The organism is Streptomyces sp. NPDC015144, assembly GCF_043079735.1.
Lineage (GTDB): Bacteria > Actinomycetota > Actinomycetes > Streptomycetales > Streptomycetaceae > Streptomyces.
In genome coordinates this window covers 298,245-311,425 of sequence record NZ_JBIBUU010000006.1, presented here as the reverse complement: position 1 = coordinate 311,425, position 13,181 = coordinate 298,245, and the positions used below count along the sequence as shown (strand labels likewise).

Annotated in this window: 12 protein-coding genes; 1 reads left to right on the top strand and 11 read right to left on the bottom strand. The window is 70.7% G+C overall.

The annotated features are described in order from the left end of the window. The first annotated feature begins 72 nt into the window (after positions 1 to 72). Complete coding sequence (locus ACF08W_RS13885) at positions 73 to 1,302, top strand: DUF349 domain-containing protein (RefSeq protein ID WP_352277431.1); 1,230 nt, start codon at positions 73 to 75, stop codon at positions 1,300 to 1,302. Positions 1,303 to 1,475: 173 nt separating this feature from the next. Here ACF08W_RS13885 and ACF08W_RS13880 read toward each other — a convergent pair whose 3' ends face one another. From ACF08W_RS13880 to pdxS, 11 genes are all read right to left on the bottom strand, one after another. Next, the gene (locus ACF08W_RS13880) at positions 1,476 to 4,031 is read right to left on the bottom strand and encodes a RelA/SpoT family protein (RefSeq protein WP_385210863.1); all 2,556 of its coding nucleotides are present in this window, start codon (positions 4,029 to 4,031) and stop codon (positions 1,476 to 1,478) included. 159 nt (positions 4,032 to 4,190) lie between these two features. Continuing rightward, positions 4,191 to 4,742, bottom strand: coding sequence for an adenine phosphoribosyltransferase (locus ACF08W_RS13875; RefSeq protein WP_385210858.1), 552 nt, complete (start codon positions 4,740 to 4,742; stop codon positions 4,191 to 4,193). After that, on the bottom strand, positions 4,739 to 5,842 hold the full coding sequence (gene secF / locus ACF08W_RS13870) for a protein translocase subunit SecF (RefSeq protein WP_392279342.1): 1,104 nt from the start codon (positions 5,840 to 5,842) through the stop codon (positions 4,739 to 4,741). The genes ACF08W_RS13875 and secF overlap by 4 nt, the downstream gene beginning before the upstream one ends. A gap of 1 nt (position 5,843) precedes the next feature. Beyond that, a complete protein-coding gene (gene secD / locus ACF08W_RS13865; protein WP_392279341.1) occupies positions 5,844 to 7,592 on the bottom strand; it encodes a protein translocase subunit SecD in 1,749 nt (582 codons plus the stop codon). 145 nt (positions 7,593 to 7,737) lie between these two features. Continuing rightward, positions 7,738 to 8,193, bottom strand: coding sequence for a preprotein translocase subunit YajC (gene yajC, locus ACF08W_RS13860; RefSeq protein WP_392279340.1), 456 nt, complete (start codon positions 8,191 to 8,193; stop codon positions 7,738 to 7,740). A 167-nt stretch (positions 8,194 to 8,360) separates the two neighbouring features. Continuing rightward, positions 8,361 to 9,434 (bottom strand): Holliday junction branch migration DNA helicase RuvB, encoded by a 1,074-nt coding sequence (gene ruvB / locus ACF08W_RS13855; RefSeq protein ID WP_392279339.1) that lies wholly within the window; start codon positions 9,432 to 9,434, stop codon positions 8,361 to 8,363. A 73-nt stretch (positions 9,435 to 9,507) separates the two neighbouring features. Then, positions 9,508 to 10,134: a Holliday junction branch migration protein RuvA gene (ruvA, locus tag ACF08W_RS13850; protein WP_385210846.1), complete on the bottom strand. Its 627-nt coding sequence runs from the start codon at positions 10,132 to 10,134 to the stop codon at positions 9,508 to 9,510. Then, positions 10,131 to 10,709 (bottom strand): crossover junction endodeoxyribonuclease RuvC, encoded by a 579-nt coding sequence (gene ruvC / locus ACF08W_RS13845; protein ID WP_385210843.1) that lies wholly within the window; start codon positions 10,707 to 10,709, stop codon positions 10,131 to 10,133. The genes ruvA and ruvC overlap by 4 nt, the downstream gene beginning before the upstream one ends. Positions 10,710 to 10,834: 125 nt before the next feature. Beyond that, the gene (locus tag ACF08W_RS13840) at positions 10,835 to 11,587 is read right to left on the bottom strand and encodes a YebC/PmpR family DNA-binding transcriptional regulator (RefSeq protein ID WP_352277445.1); all 753 of its coding nucleotides are present in this window, start codon (positions 11,585 to 11,587) and stop codon (positions 10,835 to 10,837) included. Between the two features lie 61 nt (positions 11,588 to 11,648). After that, entirely contained in the window at positions 11,649 to 12,242 is a 594-nt protein-coding gene (gene pdxT, locus ACF08W_RS13835; RefSeq protein WP_352277446.1) for a pyridoxal 5'-phosphate synthase glutaminase subunit PdxT, read from the bottom strand. Between the two features lie 6 nt (positions 12,243 to 12,248). Further along, positions 12,249 to 13,169: a pyridoxal 5'-phosphate synthase lyase subunit PdxS gene (gene pdxS, locus ACF08W_RS13830; RefSeq protein ID WP_352277448.1), complete on the bottom strand. Its 921-nt coding sequence runs from the start codon at positions 13,167 to 13,169 to the stop codon at positions 12,249 to 12,251. Positions 13,170 to 13,181: the final 12 nt, after the last annotated feature.

Here is a 13,181-nt window from a genome sequence, read left to right as displayed (position 1 = left end):
CCCGCCCCAGGAAACTGTGGACGATGCCAGGGGGGTGAAACCCCCTCGCGGGCATCAGGTGGAGGAGACGCTGTGAGCAGCGACCCGTGGGGCCGTGTCGATGAGACCGGCACCGTGTACGTGCGGACAGCCGACGGCGAGCAGGTCGTCGGATCGTGGCAGGCGGGTTCCCCCGAGGAGGCTCTGGCCTACTTCGAGCGCAAGTACGAGGGCATTGCGGTCGAGATCGGCCTCCTCGAACGGCGGGTGAAGACGACCGACCTGTCGGCGAAGGACGCGACGACCGCCATCGAGCATCTGCGTGTCCAGGTGGACGAGCACCACGCCGTGGGTGACCTCGACGCGCTGCGCAAGCGGCTCGACGCGCTCGTCGCGGCCGTCGAGGCGCGTCGTGAGGAGCGCAAGGTCCAGAAGGCGAAGCAGACCGACGAGGCGAAGCACGCCAAGGAGGCCCTGGTCGCCGAGGCCGAGGAGCTGGCGCAGAGCGAGCAGTGGCGCTCGGCCGGCGAACGGCTCCGCGCGCTCGTCGACACGTGGAAGGGCCTCCCCCGGCTCGACCGCAAGTCCGACGACGAGCTGTGGCACCGCTTCTCGCACGCCCGCTCGGCGTTCTCCAAGCGTCGCAAGGCCCACTTCGCCTCGCTGGACGCCCAGCGCGAGGACGCCCGCAAGGCCAAGGAGAAGCTGGTCGCCGAGGCGGAGTCGCTCTCCGGCTCCACCGACTGGGGGGCCACCGCCGCCCGCTACCGCGACCTGATGACGGCGTGGAAGGCGGCGGGCCGCGCCCAGCGCGAGGCCGAGGACGACCTGTGGAACCGCTTCCGCGGTGCGCAGGACGTCTTCTTCGCCGCCCGCAGCGAGGTCTTCGCCGAGCGGGACGCGGAGCAGGGCGACAACCTCAAGCTGAAGGAGGAGCTCGCGGTCGAGGCCGAGCGTCTGGTGCCGGTGAAGGACCTGAAGGCGGCCAGGGCCGCGTTCCGGGCCATCAACGAGCGCTGGGAGGCCATCGGTCACGTACCGCGCGACGCCCGCCCGAAGGTCGAGGGGCGGATGCACGCGGTGGAGCGGGCCCTCCAGGAGGCCGAGGAGGCGGAGTGGCGCCGGACGAACCCCGAGGCGCGTGCCCGCGCCGCGGGGCTGACCGGTCAGCTCCAGGCGGCCGTCGACAAGCTGCGTACGCAGATCGACGCCGCCCGCGCCTCGGGCAACAACGCCCGTGCCGACAAGCTGGCCAAGGAGCTCGAAGGCCGTCAGGCGCTGCTGGACCAGGCGCTCAAGGGCCTGGAGGAGTTCGGGGGCTGAGTCGGCGGAGCCGACGTACGCCCGAGGGGCCTTTCCGTGTTCGCGCGGGAAGGCCCCTTCCGCGTCCGGGCGGGTGCGGCGCGGCAACTGGCGGGATGCGGCAGTGCCGTGCCGTACGGCCGGTACGAGGCCGAGGCGGAGCCCCGTGCCCCGTGCCCCGTACCGGCCCGCCGCTACGGCCGGCGGGCCGAGGTCACCCGGTAGACGTCGTAGACGCCCTCCACGCCCCGGACCGCCTTCAGTACGTGGCCGAGGTGCTTGGGGTCGCCCATCTCGAAGGTGAAGCGGGAGGTGGCCACCCGGTCCCGGGAGGTCTGGACGGCCGCCGACAGGATGTTGACGTGCTGGTCGGACAGGACGCGCGTCACGTCCGAGAGCAGCCGGGACCGGTCGAGCGCCTCGACCTGGATGGCGACCAGGAAGACCGAGGACTGGGTCGGCGCCCACTCGACGTCCAGGATCCGCTCCGGCTGCTGCGACAGCGAGTCGACGTTGACGCAGTCGGCGCGGTGCACGGAGACGCCGCTGCCGCGGGTGACGAAGCCGATGATCGGGTCGCCGGGCACCGGCGTGCAGCAGCGGGCCAGCTTGACCCAGACGTCCTCCACGCCCTTGACGACCACGCCCGGGTCGGCGTTGGAGCGCCGCTTACTACGGCTGCGGGAGGGCGGCGAGCTCTCGGCGATGTCCTCGTTGGCCTCGTCCTCGCCGCCGAGCGCCTGGACCAGCTTCTGCACGACCCCGGCGGCCGCGACATGGCCCTCACCGATCGCCGCGTACAGCGAGGAGATGTCGGGGTAGCGCATCTCGTGGGCGAGGGTGACCAGGGAGTCGCCGGTCAGGATGCGCTGGATCGGCAGGTTCTGCTTGCGCATGGCCCGGGCGATGGCGTCCTTGCCCTGCTCGATCGCCTCGTCGCGGCGCTCCTTGGAGAACCAGGCACGGATCTTGTTGCGGGCGCGGGGCGACTTGACGAAGCCCAGCCAGTCCCGGGACGGTCCGGCTCCGGCCGCCTTGGAGGTGAAGACCTCCACCAGGTCGCCGTTGTCGAGCGTCGATTCGAGCGGGACGAGCCGGCCGTTGACCCGTGCTCCTATGGTCCGGTGGCCGACCTCCGTGTGCACCGCGTACGCGAAGTCGACCGGGGTCGCTCCGGCGGGCAGCGCTATCACGTCGCCCTTGGGCGTGAAGACGAAGACCTCGTTGCGCGAGAGGTCGAAGCGGAGCGACTCCAGGAACTCGCCGGGGTCCTCGGTCTCCTTCTGCCAGTCCAGGAGCTGGCGCAGCCAGGCCATGTCGTTGACGGTGTCCTGGCGGGCGCCCTTGCCGGGGCTCTTGGGCACGTCGGTGCGGACCTTGGAGGCGCCCGCGACGGCCTCCTGCTTGTACTTCCAGTGCGCGGCGATACCGTACTCGGCGCGGCGGTGCATGTCGAAGGTGCGGATCTGGAGTTCGACGGGCTTGCCGCTGGGCCCGATCACCGTGGTGTGCAGTGACTGGTACATGTTGAACTTGGGCATCGCGATGTAGTCCTTGAACCGGCCGGGGACCGGATTCCATCGCGCGTGGACGGTGCCGAGCGCCGCGTAGCAGTCGCGGACGGTGTCGACGAGGACCCGGATGCCCACCAGGTCGTAGATCTCGGCGAAGTCCCGGCCCCGCACGATCATCTTCTGGTAGACGCTGTAGTAGTGCTTCGGCCGGCCGGTGACGGTGGCCTTGATCCGGGCGGCGCGCAGATCGGCCTGGACCTCGTCGGTCACTATGGCGAGGTACTCGTCGCGCTTGGGGGCGCGCTCGGCCACCAGGCGCACGATCTCGTCGTACATCTTGGGGTAGAGGATCGCGAAGGCGAGGTCCTCCAGCTCCCACTTGATGGTGTTCATGCCCAGGCGGTGCGCCAGCGGGGCGTAGATCTCCAGCGTCTCGCGGGCCTTCTTCTCCTGCTTCTCCCGCTTGAGGTACCGCATGGTGCGCATGTTGTGCAGGCGGTCGGCGAGCTTGATGACCAGGACCCGGGGGTCCTTGGCCATGGCGACGACCATCTTGCGTACGGTCTCGGCCTGCGCGGCCTCGCCGAACTTGACCTTGTCCAGCTTGGTGACGCCGTCGACGAGCAGGGCGACCTGGTCGCCGAAGTCGCGGCGCAGGGTGTCGAGGCCGTACTCGGTGTCCTCGACGGTGTCGTGGAGCAGCCCGGCCATCAGGGTCGCCGGGTCCATGCCAAGCTCGGCGAGGATGGTCGTCACGGCGAGCGGGTGGGTGATGTACGGGTCGCCGCTCTTGCGCTTCTGGCCCCGGTGCCAGCGCTCGGCGACCTGGTAGGCGCGCTCGATCTGGCGGAGCGTGGCCGTCTCGATCTTGGGGTCGTTGCCGCGGACGATCCGCAGCAGCGGTTCGAGCACCGGGTTGTACGGGCTGGAGCGCTGCACGCCGAGCCGGGCCAGCCGGGCCCTCACCCGGTTGGACGAGCCGCCGGAGCGGGTGGCGGGAGCGGTGGGCTGCACGGGCCTGGCCGCGGGCTTCGACGGCGGCTTCGGGGCGGAGGCGGCGGGGGGCGCCGCGGCGGCCGGCTGCACGGGCGGGCCGGGGGCGACGGGACCTGCCTCGGGGCCCTTGCCGGGCATCGGCTTCGGCTTCTCCGCGGACTGCCTCTTCCCGGGCGCGGCTGGGGCCGCCGCGGGCTGGTCGGGCTGCGGGGCGGCGACTGGCTGGGCCTCGTCTGGCAAGAGTGCTCCTCGTGCGGATCCGGGTACCCGGAAAGGCCATCGTATCGAGCCTGCGCCCGCTCTTCCCCCGGGGACCGTGGAGACTCCCGACAACGCGGAACGGGCACCCGGTTGTTCCCGGGTGCCCGTTCCGTGCGTGGCCGTGTCGGTGCGTACGACTCAGACCGTGATCAGGACTTCCAGCGGCGCACCGCGCAGCCCCTGTTCCAGACGGGCACGCCCGTCCAGGAAGCCGAGCTCCATGAGGACCGCGACGCCCGCGACCTCGGCGCCGGCTCGCCGGATCAGCTCCAGTGAGGCCTCTGCCGTGCCGCCCGTGGCGAGGATGTCGTCGATGACCATGATCCGGTCGTCGGCGGACAGGTCCTCCGCGTGGATCTCGATCTCGGCGGTGCCGTACTCCAGCTCGTAGGACTGGCTGAGCGTCGCCCCGGGGAGCTTGCCCGCCTTCCGGACCGGTACGAAGCCGAGCCCGGCCCGGACGGCGACCGGGGCGGCCAGGATGAAGCCGCGCGCCTCCAGACCGACGACCTTCGTGGCGCCGTGCCGTACGCACAGCTCCGCGAGGGTGTCGGTGAGGGCGGTGAAGGCCGCCGGGTCCGCGAGCAGCGGGGTGATGTCCTTGAACAGCACGCCCGGCTTCGGGTAGTCGGGGACGTCACGGATCCGGCTGAGCAGGAGCTCGCGGGTGGTGTCGGTGGTGCTGGTCATCGGCGGTTCCCGGGGGTCCGGCCGTGGCCCCTGGGGGGCTGCTGGCGCTGACCGACGACCGCCGCGGCGGGGGCGGCGTCCTGCGGGAAGCCGTCGTCCTCCGGCTCGTCCTCGGCGGACTCGCCCTTGGCGGCGGCCGCCGCGCGCTTGGCGAGGATCCGCTTCTTCAGGGCCTTCATCTGCGGGTCGCGTTCCTTGAGGTCGGCGACGAGCGGCGTGGCGATGAAGATCGAGGAGTACGCACCGGCCGCGAGGCCGACGAAGAGCGACAGCGAGATGTCGTTCAGCATGCCCGCGCCGAGGACACCGCCACCGATGAAGAGCAGGCCGGCGACCGGCAGCAGCGCCACGACGGTGGTGTTGATCGAACGCACCAGCGTGCCGTTGATGGACCGGTTGGCGATCTCGCTGTAGGTCCAGCGGGTCTGCTTGGTGATCCCGACCGTGCTCTCCTTGAGGCTGTCGAAGACCACGACGGTGTCGTAGAGCGAGTAGCCGAGGATGGTCAGCAGACCGATCACGGTGCCCGGGGTGACCTCGAAGCCGACCAGGGCGTAGATCCCGACCGTGATGGTGATGTCGTGGATCAGCGCGACCAGGGCCGCGATGGCCATCCGCCATTCGAAGGCGATGGCCAGGTAGATCACGACCAGGACCATGAAGACGCCGAGCCCGGTCCACGCCTTGTTGGCGATCTGCTCGCCCCAGCTGGGGCCGACCAGGTCGGCGGCGATCTTCTCGGCCGGGACGTCGAGGTCCTTGGAGAGCGTGTCCTTGATCTGGTCGGACTTCGCGGTGTCGACCTCGGTGATCTGGATGCGCAGACCGCCGTTGCCGAGCTTCTGGACGATGGCCTGGTGCCCGGAGGCCTTGGTGGCCAGGTCCTCGGCCTCGGCGACGGTGGCGGAGGTCTTCGGGGTGGTGAAGACCGCGCCGCCCTTGAACTCGATGCCCATGTTCAGGCCGCTGACCGCCAGGCCGACGATGGCCGTGATGGTGATCAGGATCGAGATCCCGTACCAGATCTTGCGCTTGCCGATGAAGTCGTAGCCGACCTCGCCTCGGTAGAGACGGGCGCCGAGCGTGCCGAGTCGCGACATCTCACGCCTCCTTCGGGTCAGAAGTGGGGGCGGTGGCACGCCGCGAGCGGCGCAGCGGCGGCTTGGCGCCGAGCCGCTTCGGGTCCAGGCCGGACCACGGGTGACCGCTCGCGAAGAACTTCTTGCGGGCCATGATCGTCATGACGGGCTTGGTGAAGAAGAAGACCACGACCACGTCGAGCAGGGTGGTGAGACCCAGCGTGAAGGCGAAGCCCTGCACCTTTCCGACGGTGACGACGAAGAGGACGGCGGCGGCCAGGAACGACACGAAGTCGGAGACCAGGATGGTGCGTCGGGCGCGCGGCCAGGCCCGCTCGACCGCGGGGCGGAGCGTGCGGCCCTCGCGGATCTCGTCGCGGATCCTCTCGAAGTACACGATGAAGGAGTCCGCGGTGATACCGATGGCCACGATGGCACCACAGACGGCCGGGAGGTTCAGCGCGAAGCCGATGGCCGGGCCGAGCAGCGACATCAGCGTGTAGGTCAGGATGCCGGAGACCAGGAGGCTGAGGAGCGCGATGAACGCCAGGCCCCGGTAGTAGGCGACCAGGTAGATCACGACCAGGGCGAGGCCGATCGCACCGGCGATCAGACCGGCGCGGAGCTGCTCACCGCCGAGCGCGGCGGTGACCGTGGTGACGCTCTGCTCCTTGAACGAGAGCGGGAGCGCGCCGTAGGAGAGCACGTTGGCCAGGTCCTCGGCGGACTGCTGGGTGAAGCTGCCGGAGATCTCGGCGCTACCGCTGAGCGTGGTGTTCACCTGGGGGGCCGAGACAACTTCGCCGTCCAGGGCGATGGCGAACTGGTTCTGCGGGGACGGCTGCGAGGAGAGCTTCTTGGTGATCGCCTGGAACTGCTTGGAGCCCTGTTTGGTGAACTCCATGTTGACGATCCACATGCCGCGCTGCTGGTCGAAACCGGCCTTGGCGTTGTCGACCTCAGTGCCGGACACCTCGGCCGGGCCGAGAATGTACTTGGCGCTGCCCTCCTCCTTGGAGCCGCACGCGACGACCGGCTCGGTCGGCTTGGTGCCCTGGGTGGCCTTGGCGCGGGACGCCGCGCTGGAGCAGTCGAGCGCCTCGAACTTCTTCTGGAGCGCGGCCGCGGCCGCCTGGTCGGCGGTGGAGGCCGACGGGGAGGCGTCGCCCTTGGGCGTGGTGCTCGCCTTCGGGTCCGGGGTGGAGTCGGCCTTCAGGCCGCCGGTGACCGCGCGGCCCTGGGTGGTGGCACTCGGGTCCGGGCTCGCCGAGCCCTTCCCGTTCTCCGCCTTGGGGGCGGTGGGGCTGGTGGACGGGTCGGGCTTGCCGGAGGTCGACGCGCTGGGCGTCGGAGTGGGCGTGCCCTGGGCGACGGTCAGCACCGGCCGGAAGTAGAGCTTGGCGGTCGTACCGACCTGCTCACGGGCCTGGGCGGAGTTCGTGCCCTTGGGGATGTTGACGATGATGTTGCGATCGCCCTGGGTCTGGACCTCGGCCTCGGAGACACCCAGACCATTGACACGGCGCTCCATGATCTGGACGGCCGTGTCCATGTTGGTCTTGTTGATCGCCGATTCCTGGCCCGGCTCGCTCTTCGCCTCGAGCGTGATCGAGGTGCCGCCCGCCAGGTCGATGCCCAGCCTCGGGGTGGGCTGATCCGCCAGGAACATCCCGCCGGTGAGCGCGACCATGGCGATCAGGATCAGAGCCAGGGAACGCCCCGGCCTGCCCTGACCGCCGGCCGGTCCCCGGCTCTTCTTCGGTGCTGCCACCTTCTCGTTTCTCCCTGTCCAACCGCCCCGGGCCGGGTACGCACCCGAGCGGCCACGAAGTGTAGTGGGGACCCGCCCCCGCAGAAGATCGCACGGACCGGGGAGTGCCGGACGCCGGTGGGCTCACGGCATCCCCGGGCGTGGGTCACTTCGCGTCGGACTCGCCGTCGTCCTTGCCCTCGGACTTCTTGCCGGCCTCGGCGTCCTTCGGCTCGTCCTCGTCGGCCTTCTTGTCGAGGTCGATCCGGGTGTCGTCGTCACGCTCGGTCAGCGAGGAGGCGTCGTCCGGGACGACCGTGCCGTCGAGGCCGCTCTCGTCGTCACCGTGGACGATGCGGTTGTACTCCTCGTCGCTGAGGACGGCGCCGATGGCGTTCTTGGCGTAGACGGCGTGGACGCCGGGCGCGACCTCGAGGAGGACCGTGTCGTTGTGCAGCTCCTTGACGGTGGCGTACATACCCCCGATCGTCCGGACGCCGGTGCCGGGCTGCATCTCGTCGCGCATCTGGGCGGCGGCCGCCTGCTTCTTCTTGGCGGACCGCGTCATCAGGAACATGGCCCCGATGAGCACGATGAAGGGGAGGAGAGTCACGGGATTCACGGGACGAGTTTCCTTCGCACGACCGCGTCCGGGGAGCGGCCTGTATCTACGGGGGTGGGTACACCGACCTGATAAGGGCGGCATCGGCGGAGTCTAAGCGAGTCCGCATCGATGGAACAACGCCCGAACCCGGTCCGTGGTTCCGGCTCCGGCGAACCTGTGACGGATCACGCCCCGAACAGGCCCTGTTGTCCCTTTCCGCCGTGCTGCGGGGGTACGAGCCCGAGGTGGGCCCAGGCCGCGGGGGTCGCGACGCGCCCGCGCGGCGTCCTCGCCAGCAGTCCTTCCCGCACCAGGAAGGGCTCCGCGACCTCCTCGACGGTCTCACGCTCCTCCCCCACGGCGACCGCGAGGGTGGACAGCCCGACCGGTCCGCCGCCGAAGAGCTTCAGCAGGGCTTCGAGCACCGCGCGGTCGAGCCGGTCGAGCCCGCGGGCGTCGACCTCGTACACCCCGAGGGCCGCGGCGGCGATCGGGCGGTCGATCCGTCCGTCGGCCTTGACCTGGGCGTAGTCCCGGACGCGGCGGAGCAGCCGGTTGGCGATACGGGGGGTGCCCCGGGACCGGCCGGCGATCTCGGCGGCGCCGTCCGCGTCCGTCTCGACGTCGAGGAGGCGGGCGGAGCGGTGGATGACGCGCTCCAGCTCGGCGGGGGCGTAGAACTCCATGTGCCCGGTGAAGCCGAAGCGGTCGCGCAGCGGGGGCGGGAGCAGGCCCGCGCGCGTGGTGGCGCCGACCAGGGTGAACGGGGGAAGTTCCAGCGGGATGGCGGTGGCGCCGGGGCCCTTGCCGACGATGACGTCGACCCGGAAGTCCTCCATCGCCATGTAGAGCATCTCCTCGGCCGGCCGCGACATGCGGTGGATCTCGTCGAGGAAGAGGACTTCACCCTCCTGGAGGGAGGAGAGGATCGCGGCGAGGTCGCCCGCGTGCTGGATGGCGGGGCCGGAGGTGATCCGGATGGGGGCGCCCATCTCGGCCGCGATGATCATGGAGAGGGTGGTCTTGCCGAGGCCGGGGGCACCGGAGAGCAGGACGTGGTCGGCGGTGGCGCCACGGGCCCTGGCCGCCTTGAGGACCAGGTCGAGCTGCTCGCGGACCTTCTCCTGGCCGACGAACTCGTCCAGGTCCTTCGGGCGCAGGGCGGCCTCCACGGCGGTGTCCTCGCCGTCCGCGTCGGCCCGGACGAGGCGCTCGTCGAGCCGCTCGTCGGTGTCGGGTCCGGTCTCGTCCCAGTTCATTCGGTCTGTCCCGCCTCGGATGTCTCGGTGCCGTGCGGTGCCCGGCCCGGCGTCGGGGTGGCGCGCGCTGGGGTCAGCGCGCGCGGTTGAGGGTCTGGAGTGCGGCGCGGAGCAGTTGCGGCACAGGGGCCTGGCCGCCCTCGGCGATGGCCGCCTCGGCCTGTGGTGCGACGGCGGCGACCGCTTCGTCCGCCTCGCGGGTGGCGTATCCGAGGCCGATCAGGGCGGCCTGGAGCTGGTCGCGCCAGGAGGAGGTGACGGCGGTGCCGATGCCCTGGCGGCCGATGTGGGCGCCGACCGGCTCGCCGAGTCTGTCCTTCAGTTCGAGGAGGAGTTTCTGGGCGCCCTTCTTGCCGATGCCGGAGACGGCGGTGAGCGCCTTCTCGTCGCCGGTGGCGACCGCGGTGCGCAGCGCGTCCGGGCTGTGGGTGGCGAGCATCGCCTGGGCGAGCCGTGGCCCGACCCCGCTGGCGGTCTGGAGCAGCTCGAAGACCTGCCGCTCGTCGTCGTCGGCGAAGCCGTAGAGGGTGAGCGAGTCCTCCCGTACGACGAGCGAGGTGGCGAGCCGGGCGTCCTGGCCGATCCGGAGGGCTGCGAGGGTGTTCGGCGTGCACTGGACGGCCATGCCGATGCCGCCGACCTCGATCACGGCCGTGGTCGGGGCGAGGGCGGCCACCGGGCCGCTGACGAAAGCGATCATCGGGAGACCTTCCGGGCGGGAGCTGCGGCGGGGCGGGCCGCCGGGGTGCGGGGGGCGCGGGCCGCGGCGGCGGCCGCGTGCGCCTGCTGGAGGCGGTTGACGGCGGGGGCGCGCCAGATGTGGCAGATGGCGAGCGCGAGGGCGTCGGCCGCGTCGGCCGGTTTCGGCGGGGCGTCGAGCCGGAGCAGCCGGGTGACCATGGCGCCGACCTGTGCCTTGTCGGCGCGGCCGGTGCCGGTGACGGCGGCCTTCACCTCGCTGGGGGTGTGCAGCGCCACGGGAATGCCGCGGCGCGAGGCGCAGAGCATGGCGACCGCGCTGGCCTGGGCGGTGCCCATCACCGTGCGGACGTTGTGCTGGCTGAAGACCCGCTCCACGGCGACGTACTCGGGCCGGTGCTCGTCGAGCCATTCCTCTATGCCGCGCTCGATGGCGACCAGCCGGTGCCCGAGCTCCGCGTCGGGCGGGGTCCGTACGACGCCCACGCCGCGCATCGTCAGCGGGCGGCCGGCGACGCCCTCGACGACGCCGACACCGCACCGGGTCAGCCCCGGGTCCACGCCCAGCACCCTCATGGGGCACCCCCTCCGTACCGGTCGGTCAAGTGTTCCCGCAGGCTATCGGCCGGCACTGACAACGCGACGGGCCGACGGGGGTGTGTCCCCGTCGGCCCGCACGTGGAGGCTGTGCCGAGCTCGGCCTATGCCTCGACCTTCTCCATGACTTCGTCCGAGACGTCGAAGTTGGCGAAGACGTTCTGCACGTCGTCGCTGTCCTCCAGCGCGTCGATCAGCTTGAAGATCTTGCGCGCGCCTTCCTCGTCCAGCTCGACCTGCATGGTGGGCAGGAAGTTGGCCTCGGCGGAGTCGTAGTCGATGCCGGCCTCCTGGAGCGCGGTACGGACCGCGACCATGTCGGTGGCCTCGCTGACGACCTCGTACGTGTCACCGAGGTCGTTGACCTCCTCGGCGCCCGCGTCGAGGACCGCGCCGAGGACGTCGTCCTCGGACAGCTCGCCCTTGGGGACGATCACGACGCCCTTGCGGTTGAAGAGGTACGAGACCGACCCGGGGTCGGCCATCGAACCGCCGTTGCGGGTCATCGCCACACGTACGTCGGAAGCGGCGCGGTTGCGGTTGTCGGTGAGGCACTCGATGAGCACCGCGACACCGTTCGGGCCGTAACCCTCGTACATGATCGTCTGGTAGTCGACGCCGCCCGCTTCGAGACCGGCGCCGCGCTTGACCGCGGAGTCGATGTTCTTGTTCGGGACGGAGCTCTTCTTCGCCTTCTGGATCGCGTCCACAAGGGTCGGGTTTCCATCGGGGTCGGCGCCGCCGGTACGGGCCGCCACCTCGATGTTCTTGATCAGCTTCGCGAAGAGCTTGCCGCGCTTGGCGTCAATCACGGCCTTCTTGTGCTTCGTCGTAGCCCATTTAGAGTGGCCGGACATCTGCCTTCTCCTTCGCGTCACCCAAAACGATTCGAACCCGAGAGATCCTACCGGGATCGAGTCAGCCGACTGCGCGCACCATGTCCACGAACAGCGCGTGAACACGGTGGTCCCCGGTCAATTCCGGGTGGAAGGACGTCGCCAGGGCGTTTCCCTGACGTACCGCGACGATATGGCCGCCGTGCTCGGCGACCACCCGGGCGCGGGCGCCGACCGACTCCACCCAGGGGGCGCGGATGAAGACGCCCTCCACGGGGCCGCCCTCGATCCCGGCGACCTCGACGGCCGCCTCGAAGGACTCGTTCTGCCGTCCGAAGGCGTTGCGGCGCACGATCATGTCGATCCCGCCGACCGTCTCCTGGCCCGCGCGCGGGTCGAGAATCTTGTCGGCGAGCAGGATCATCCCGGCGCAGGTGCCGTAGACGGGCATGCCGTCCCGGACCCGGTCGCGCAGCGGTTCCAGCATGCCGAAGAGGGAGGCCAGCTTGGACATCGTGGTGGACTCGCCGCCGGGGATGACCAGGCCGTCCACCTCGGCGAGTTCCTCGGGACGCCGGACCGGCCTGGCCAGGGCGTCCGCCGAGGCCAGGGCGATCAGGTGTTCCCGTACGTCGCCCTGGAGTGCCAGGACGCCGATCACAGGGGTGTCGCTCATCGGTGCTTACCAGCCACGGTTCGCGTAGCGCTCGGCCTCGGGCAGGGTGTCGCAGTTGATGCCGACCATGGCCTCGCCCAGGTTCCGGGAGGCGTCCGCGATGACCTTCGGGTCGTCGTAGAAGGTGGTGGCCTTCACGATCGCGGCGGCGCGCTTGGCGGGGTCGCCGGACTTGAAGATGCCGGAGCCGACGAAGACGCCCTCGGCCCCGAGCTGACGCATCAGCGCGGCGTCGGCCGGGGTGGCGACACCGCCCGCGGAGAAGAGCACGACGGGCAGCTTGCCGAGCTCGGCCACCTCCTTGACCAGCTCGTACGGGGCGCGCAGCTCCTTGGCGGCGGCGTACAGCTCGTTGTTGTCGTAGCCGCGCAGGCGGGCGATCTCGTTCTTGATCTGCCGCAGGTGGCGGACGGCCTCGACGACGTTGCCGGTGCCGGCCTCGCCCTTCGAGCGGATCATGGCCGCACCCTCGGCGATCCGGCGCAGGGCCTCGCCCAGGTTGGTGGCGCCGCAGACGAACGGGGTGGTGAAGGCGAACTTGTCGCTGTGGTTGATCTCGTCGGCCGGGGTGAGGACCTCGGACTCGTCGATGTAGTCGACGCCGAGGGACTGGAGCACCTGGGCCTCGACGAAGTGGCCGATACGGGACTTCGCCATGACCGGGATGGAGACGGCCCCGATGATCTCCTCGATCATGTTCGGGTCCGACATCCGGGCCACGCCGCCGTCCTTGCGGATGTCGGCCGGCACCCGCTCCAGGGCCATGACGGCCACCGCGCCCGCGTCCTCGGCGATCTTCGCCTGCTCGGCGTCGACGACGTCCATGATCACGCCGCCCTTGAGCTGCTCGGCCATGCCGCGCTTGACGCGCGCGGTGCCGGTGGCCGGGGAGTCGGCGGACTGCGGGGTGGCGGGAAGCGTGGACATGGGTCGACCTCA

Excerpts from the sequence above, each read along its gene's own strand:
- pdxS (WP_352277448.1), bottom strand. The coding sequence starts at position 13,169 with ATGTCCACGCTTCCCGCCACCCCGCAGTCCGCCGACTCCCCGGCCACC.
- ruvB (WP_392279339.1), bottom strand. The coding sequence starts at position 9,434 with ATGAACTGGGACGAGACCGGACCCGACACCGACGAGCGGCTCGACGAG.
- secF (WP_392279342.1), bottom strand. The coding sequence starts at position 5,842 with ATGTCGCGACTCGGCACGCTCGGCGCCCGTCTCTACCGAGGCGAGGTC.
- ACF08W_RS13840 (WP_352277445.1), bottom strand. The coding sequence starts at position 11,587 with ATGTCCGGCCACTCTAAATGGGCTACGACGAAGCACAAGAAGGCCGTG.
- ruvC (WP_385210843.1), bottom strand. The coding sequence starts at position 10,709 with ATGAGGGTGCTGGGCGTGGACCCGGGGCTGACCCGGTGCGGTGTCGGC.
- ruvA (WP_385210846.1), bottom strand. The coding sequence starts at position 10,134 with ATGATCGCTTTCGTCAGCGGCCCGGTGGCCGCCCTCGCCCCGACCACG.
- pdxT (WP_352277446.1), bottom strand. The coding sequence starts at position 12,242 with ATGAGCGACACCCCTGTGATCGGCGTCCTGGCACTCCAGGGCGACGTA.
- ACF08W_RS13875 (WP_385210858.1), bottom strand. The coding sequence starts at position 4,742 with ATGACCAGCACCACCGACACCACCCGCGAGCTCCTGCTCAGCCGGATC.